At 59.1% G+C, this 5,051-nt stretch carries 5 protein-coding genes; 4 read left to right on the forward strand and 1 reads right to left on the reverse strand.

Annotation, left to right across the window (positions count from 1 at the left end; all coding sequences use genetic code 11):
- Nucleotides 1–101: 101 nt before the first annotated feature.
- Nucleotides 102–584, reverse strand: a complete 483-nt coding sequence (locus tag H1Y01_RS09185) for a DinB family protein (RefSeq protein WP_180540141.1) — start codon at nt 582–584, stop codon at nt 102–104.
- 94 nt (nt 585–678) lie between these two features.
- On the opposite strand from H1Y01_RS09185, the gene sthA reads away from it, so the two are divergent.
- From sthA to H1Y01_RS09205, 4 genes are all read left to right on the forward strand, one after another.
- Nucleotides 679–2,070 (forward strand): Si-specific NAD(P)(+) transhydrogenase, encoded by a 1,392-nt coding sequence (gene sthA / locus H1Y01_RS09190; protein WP_180540142.1) that lies wholly within the window; start codon nt 679–681, stop codon nt 2,068–2,070.
- Nucleotides 2,071–2,088: 18 nt separating this feature from the next.
- On the forward strand, nt 2,089–2,991 hold the full coding sequence (locus H1Y01_RS09195) for an ROK family protein (protein WP_180540144.1): 903 nt from the start codon (nt 2,089–2,091) through the stop codon (nt 2,989–2,991).
- A 12-nt stretch (nt 2,992–3,003) separates the two neighbouring features.
- A complete protein-coding gene (locus H1Y01_RS09200; RefSeq protein ID WP_180540143.1) occupies nt 3,004–3,843 on the forward strand; it encodes a tetratricopeptide repeat protein in 840 nt (279 codons plus the stop codon).
- A partial coding sequence (locus H1Y01_RS09205; RefSeq protein ID WP_219341413.1) for a redoxin domain-containing protein occupies nt 3,840–5,051 on the forward strand: 1,212 nt, incomplete at its 3' end. The genes H1Y01_RS09200 and H1Y01_RS09205, both read left to right, overlap by 4 nt.

The following is a 5,051-nucleotide window of genomic DNA, read 5'->3' on the forward strand; positions in this document are numbered from 1 at the left end:
GCCGCGCCCGCCGGGCTGCAAGAAGCTTAAGCGTTACTCGGATCGCACATCGGCGCGATGTTTACGACTGAGGCCATCGCAAAATAAGCGGAGGCCGGACCTTACTTCCAATTCCCCAGCATCTTCCTTATCAACGCAATCTGCCCGAGGTGATAGCTATTATGATCCGCCAGAGTCAAAGCCTCGCGCAATAGCGACTGACCCTCCGGGGCGTGCGGAATCGGCGCGGTCAGATCTTTAGAATCCTCAAGCAACCCAACGAACGCATCCAGGTCCGCTCGAAAGTGCTGGATCGTCTCACTCCACGCGCGGTCATTCGGAGGCGCCTCGTCTTTCGGCCAGTAACCATCGGGGAATGGCGGGGACTCATGCTTCGGATCGCGGCTGAATTCCAGAATGTCGTGCTGCGCCAATCGCAGATGCTCCACCAGCTGCCACAGCGTGTGCGGTGAACCCGCCGGCTTTGCGCCGCGATGCTCGGGTGGAATCCCTTCCACTGCCTCCTCGAATGCGGCGTGCGCATTCCCCGTCTTCAGAAGCTCAATCAGATTTTTGCGCAGCGAATCCTGCCCGTCTCTTTGCATGAACAAAGTGTATCGACCTGTAACGGTGTCCCAACCGTGAAAACCGAACTGGATCCACAACCGTTCTTCCGATCAAATAAACTAGTACGGACCGATGCAAAGCTACGACCTCATCGTAATCGGCTCTGGGCCCGCGGGCCAGCGCGCCGCAATTCAGGGCTCCAAATCCGGCAAGCGTGTCGTCGTGGTCGAGCGGCGCGAAGTGCTTGGCGGCAACTGCATCAACACCGGCACGATCCCCAGCAAGACGCTCCGGGAAGCCGTCATGCACCTTTCCGGCTACATGTATCAGAGCATCTACGGCATGAATTATCGCGTCAAGGAGAAGATCTCCATGTCCGATCTTTCCTTCCGCGTCCAGCACGTGATCAAGACGGAAGCGGATGTCACGCAAGCCCAGCTCACTCGCAACAATGTCGACATCATGTTCGGCACGGCTTCCTTCACCGGCCCCACCACGATTAAAGTTACCGGGACGCGCGGCATCACCGAGATCGAGGCGCCGCACGTCGTGATCGCCACGGGAACCCGCCCGGCCGATTCGGCCAAGGTTCCGCTGAACGGCACCACCATCATCAACAGCGATCAGGTTCTCCAGATGCCGGAGATTCCCAAGTCGCTAATCGTGGTCGGCGGCGGCGTGATCGGCGTCGAGTATACGTGCATGTTCGCGACCCTCGGCGTGCGTGTCGTCCTGGTTGAGAAGCGCCCGCGGTTGCTCGAGTTCGCCGATTCGGAAATGGTCGAAGCGCTGTCTTATCATTTGCGCGACCATCGCGTCACCATGCGTTTGAACGAAGAAGTCGAAAGCGTGGAAGAAAATGCCGCCGGCGGCGTCGTGGCCAACCTGATGAGCAAGAAAAAGATCGTCGGCGATGCCTTGCTCTATGCCGTCGGACGCCAGGGAAATGTGGACGAAATGAACCTGGCCTGCGCCGGCATCGAGGCCGATAATCGCGGGCGTATTCTTGTCGATGGTGACTTCCACACCCGGCAGCCGAATATCTTTGCGGTGGGCGATGTGATCGGCTTCCCGAGTCTCGCGTCGGTTTCCATGGAACAGGGCCGGATCGCGGCGGCGCGCGCTTTCAACATCCCTGCGTATTCCAATCCGGCGAATTACCCCTACGGCATCTACACCATCCCGGAAATTTCGTTTATCGGAAAAACCGAAGAGCAGCTCACCGACGAGGACGTCCCTTATGAGGTCGGTGTCGCCTACTATCGCGAGATCGCGCGCGGCCAGATTCGCGGCGACACAACCGGCCGCCTAAAGATCATTTTTCACCGCGAAACCCGCCTGATTCTCGGCATTCATATCATTGGCGAGGGGGCATCCGAGTTGCTGCACATCGGTCAGGCGGTTTTCATCCTGGGAGGCACTGTAGACTATTTCGTCGAGACGGTTTTCAATTACCCAACACTTGCCGAGTGCTATAAGGCAGCCGCGTTCAACGGCTTGAATAAGCTTGCCCGTTTGCAATAGACAGAGGACTTGAGATCCATGGCAGAGAATAACGGCTCCATCACGATCGGCGTGATGGCATCCGATCACATCGCGGTGGGGTTAGTTGAAGGGCACCGGGTTCGCGGGAAGGTCCACATCATCGAAGGCCTTCCCTCGATGCCCGCCGACTCGATTGCGCCGGTGATCTACGACGAAATGGTTCGCGTGAGCGCCGAGGCCGGGATCGATGTCAACGCGGTTCAGGCGGTGGGCGTCGGTTTCCCCGGCATTGTGCGGAACGGAGTCGTCCAGGAGTCGCCCAATATTCAGCAAGCGAAAGGGCTTGACCTCGCGGAGTCGATGAGCTGCGTGCTGGGCCGGGTCAACTCGAAGGCTCCGGTGCTGGTGCTGAACGACGCGGACGCAATGGCCGCCGGTGTTGCCGCGGCGATGGGAAGCCTGGAGAAGCTTACCCGCGTGTGGACGCTGGGCAACGGCATTGGCTTCGGCCGGTTCCCGCGGGTGCAAGGCGCCTGGGAGTGCGGTCACATGGTAATCACCATCGATCCCAAAGAACAGTTCTGCGGCTGCGGCGGCGCCGGGCACCTGGAAGGCATCATGGGGTATCGGGCGATGCGGCTTCGTTTTCTCGATATGGAGCCGGAGGAAGTATTCGCCGGCGCCCGGCTCGGCGATCCGAAGACTTCCGCGTTCGTCAAGATGTGGCATCGCGCGCTGGCCGCCGCCACCGCCAATCTGATCCATCAGGACGAGCCCGGCAAATTCTACATCACCGGGCCGAATTCCATTTACGTGGAAACCGCCTTGCTCAATCAGTATTTGCATGAGATGGTGAAGATGACTCCACTTCAGGGCAGTGTCTTTGAAGTGATCCCGACGAGTGACGAAATCGCCGTCGTCGGAGCCGCCATCAGCGCTCACTTAGCCGCTGGAGCTTAGCTTCACCGGATTATGCTTCCTTCCCATTCCGACGGATTTACCGCAAGCGACGCGGACTCTTTGATGCGCGCCATCGCGCAGCTGCGTGAGCGCATGCGCCTGCAGGAAACGGAGCTCGATAATCTCCGCACGACCACCCGGTTCCTGCACCAGATGAACGAGCGCGACCCGTTGAACGGCAGTTCGGGTACTTCCGGCGTTGTTACTGCGCCAGACACGTCGATCCTTGACCGGATCAGCCGGCTGGAGGCGCGTTCGGTGGAACAGGCGAGCACCGTTCAGCAGATCCTGGCTGTGCTCACGCGGACCGATTCCAACCTGCAGCGCGTGATCGCTGAATTGGATCGCCTGCTACCCGCGCCGATCGCGGTGCGGCCGGTTCAAGACGTTGCACCGGAGAGCAAGGAAACGGAATTGCCTGCGGAACCCGCTGTGGTTGCGGCGGATGTCATCAATCCTTTCCCGCCTCCCCCGCCTGCGGATTTCGAAACGCTCGACGATGACGAACTAGAAGCGCCTCGCACGGGTTGGAAGGGTTCGATCCTCGGCATCCTTGTGATCATTGGTCTGCTCGTCGGGACGGTGCTCGTCATCCGGCATGCGCGTCGCACGGCACCGCTCGGGACGGACGCGAGCGCTGCATCCGTCTTCTCACCGATGGAGCGCGCGCGGCTCTACGAGAACGATAAGAAATACGCGGAGGCGGAAGCCGTCTATCGCGATATACTCAAGCGCGACCCGCAGAATGCCGATGCGATCCGTCATCTTGCCAGCGTGTTGTTTCGCCAAAATAAGATCGAGGAAAGCTCGGTGGTTCTGAAACCGTTGGTTGTTACCGGGAGTGATCAGTGAGGCGCTTGTTATTGCTGTTCCCGATTTTCGCTGTAGGCTTGTTGGCCGATCCGCAAGGCCTGCAGCCCGCTCCGTTCAGCGTGGTGCAGAAGCTGCAAGCGATCTCGAAGAAATACGGAGCCGCCAAGCGATACGAGTTCTCGGGCGAGATGGTCATCGACGGCCTGGAGCCCAATGCCAGCGCAGCGACTCCTATCGGCGAAGCGAAAATCGAAGTCGCGTTTGGAGAAGAAGGCAGGTATTTGTTCAAGATTCATCCCAAGCGCGGGGCTGAATATGTGATCGTCTGCGATGGACAGAAGACGTGGACGTTCGTGCCCTCCAAGAAGCAGTATATGGTTGAAGAATCGGCGAGCGATAACGCGGATACTTCCGTCGAGGCCGCTAATAGCGGAGACGATAACGGGGGTGGCGATAACATCGTTGAGCAATACGCGCGAGCCGTCGTCAGCACCTTGAAGAATCTCTACCCGTCGGCGCGCACGGCCGGCTTTTACGGTTACGACAGTCTGAAGATCAACGGCGAAAAAGGGAAGTGGCCGGTCATCCGCGTCGAAAGTAAGAACGCGCTGGCGGGAAATGGCGTGAGCACGGAGATCGTGTTCGACCCCGATACGTTGGCGATCGGACGCATGATGATCGCCGACGTGCAAACCAATGAGGGCCAGCGGGTCACGGTGCGGAGTTGGCTGCAGCTCGACCATTTCACGGTGGGTGACGTACCGGACGATCGGTTCACGTTCGAGCCGCCGAAAAACGCGAAGCTAGTCGAGGAGCTGCAAATTCCCGGACAGACCGGTGTCGCGTTGGTGGGGCACATGGCTCCCGATTTTGAACTTAAGACCCTCGACGGCGAAAAGGTCAAGCTGAGCGACTTACGCGGTAAACCGGTGATGCTTAACTTCTGGGCAACGTGGTGCCCGCCTTGCCGGCACGAACTGCCGACGGTAGCTAAGTTGAATTCCGAGTTCGCGAGCAAGGGGCTAATGGTGTTTGGCGTCAACGATGAGGGTAAGATGACGGCGAAGCGTTATCTACACAAAGAGGAGTTAGAACTGCCCACGCTGGACGATAGCGACGAGCGGGCGCACCGGCTCTACGGCATTCGTGCGATCCCGATGGTGTTCATCATCGATAAAGACGGCAAGATTGCGCACTACTTCAGGGGCGGTAGAGAAGAGCCGGAATTGCGGGCGGCGTTGAAGTCG

Source organism: Nevskia soli, from assembly GCF_903970205.1.
GTDB lineage: Bacteria > Acidobacteriota > Terriglobia > Bryobacterales > Bryobacteraceae > Bog-113.

What these genes read in the sequence shown, in the direction of transcription:
- H1Y01_RS09185 (WP_180540141.1), bottom strand. Translation starts at nt 584, where the DNA reads ATGCAAAGAGACGGGCAGGATTCGCTGCGCAAAAATCTGATTGAGCTT.
- sthA (WP_180540142.1), top strand. Translation starts at nt 679, where the DNA reads ATGCAAAGCTACGACCTCATCGTAATCGGCTCTGGGCCCGCGGGCCAG.
- H1Y01_RS09195 (WP_180540144.1), top strand. Translation starts at nt 2,089, where the DNA reads ATGGCAGAGAATAACGGCTCCATCACGATCGGCGTGATGGCATCCGAT.
- H1Y01_RS09200 (WP_180540143.1), top strand. Translation starts at nt 3,004, where the DNA reads ATGCTTCCTTCCCATTCCGACGGATTTACCGCAAGCGACGCGGACTCT.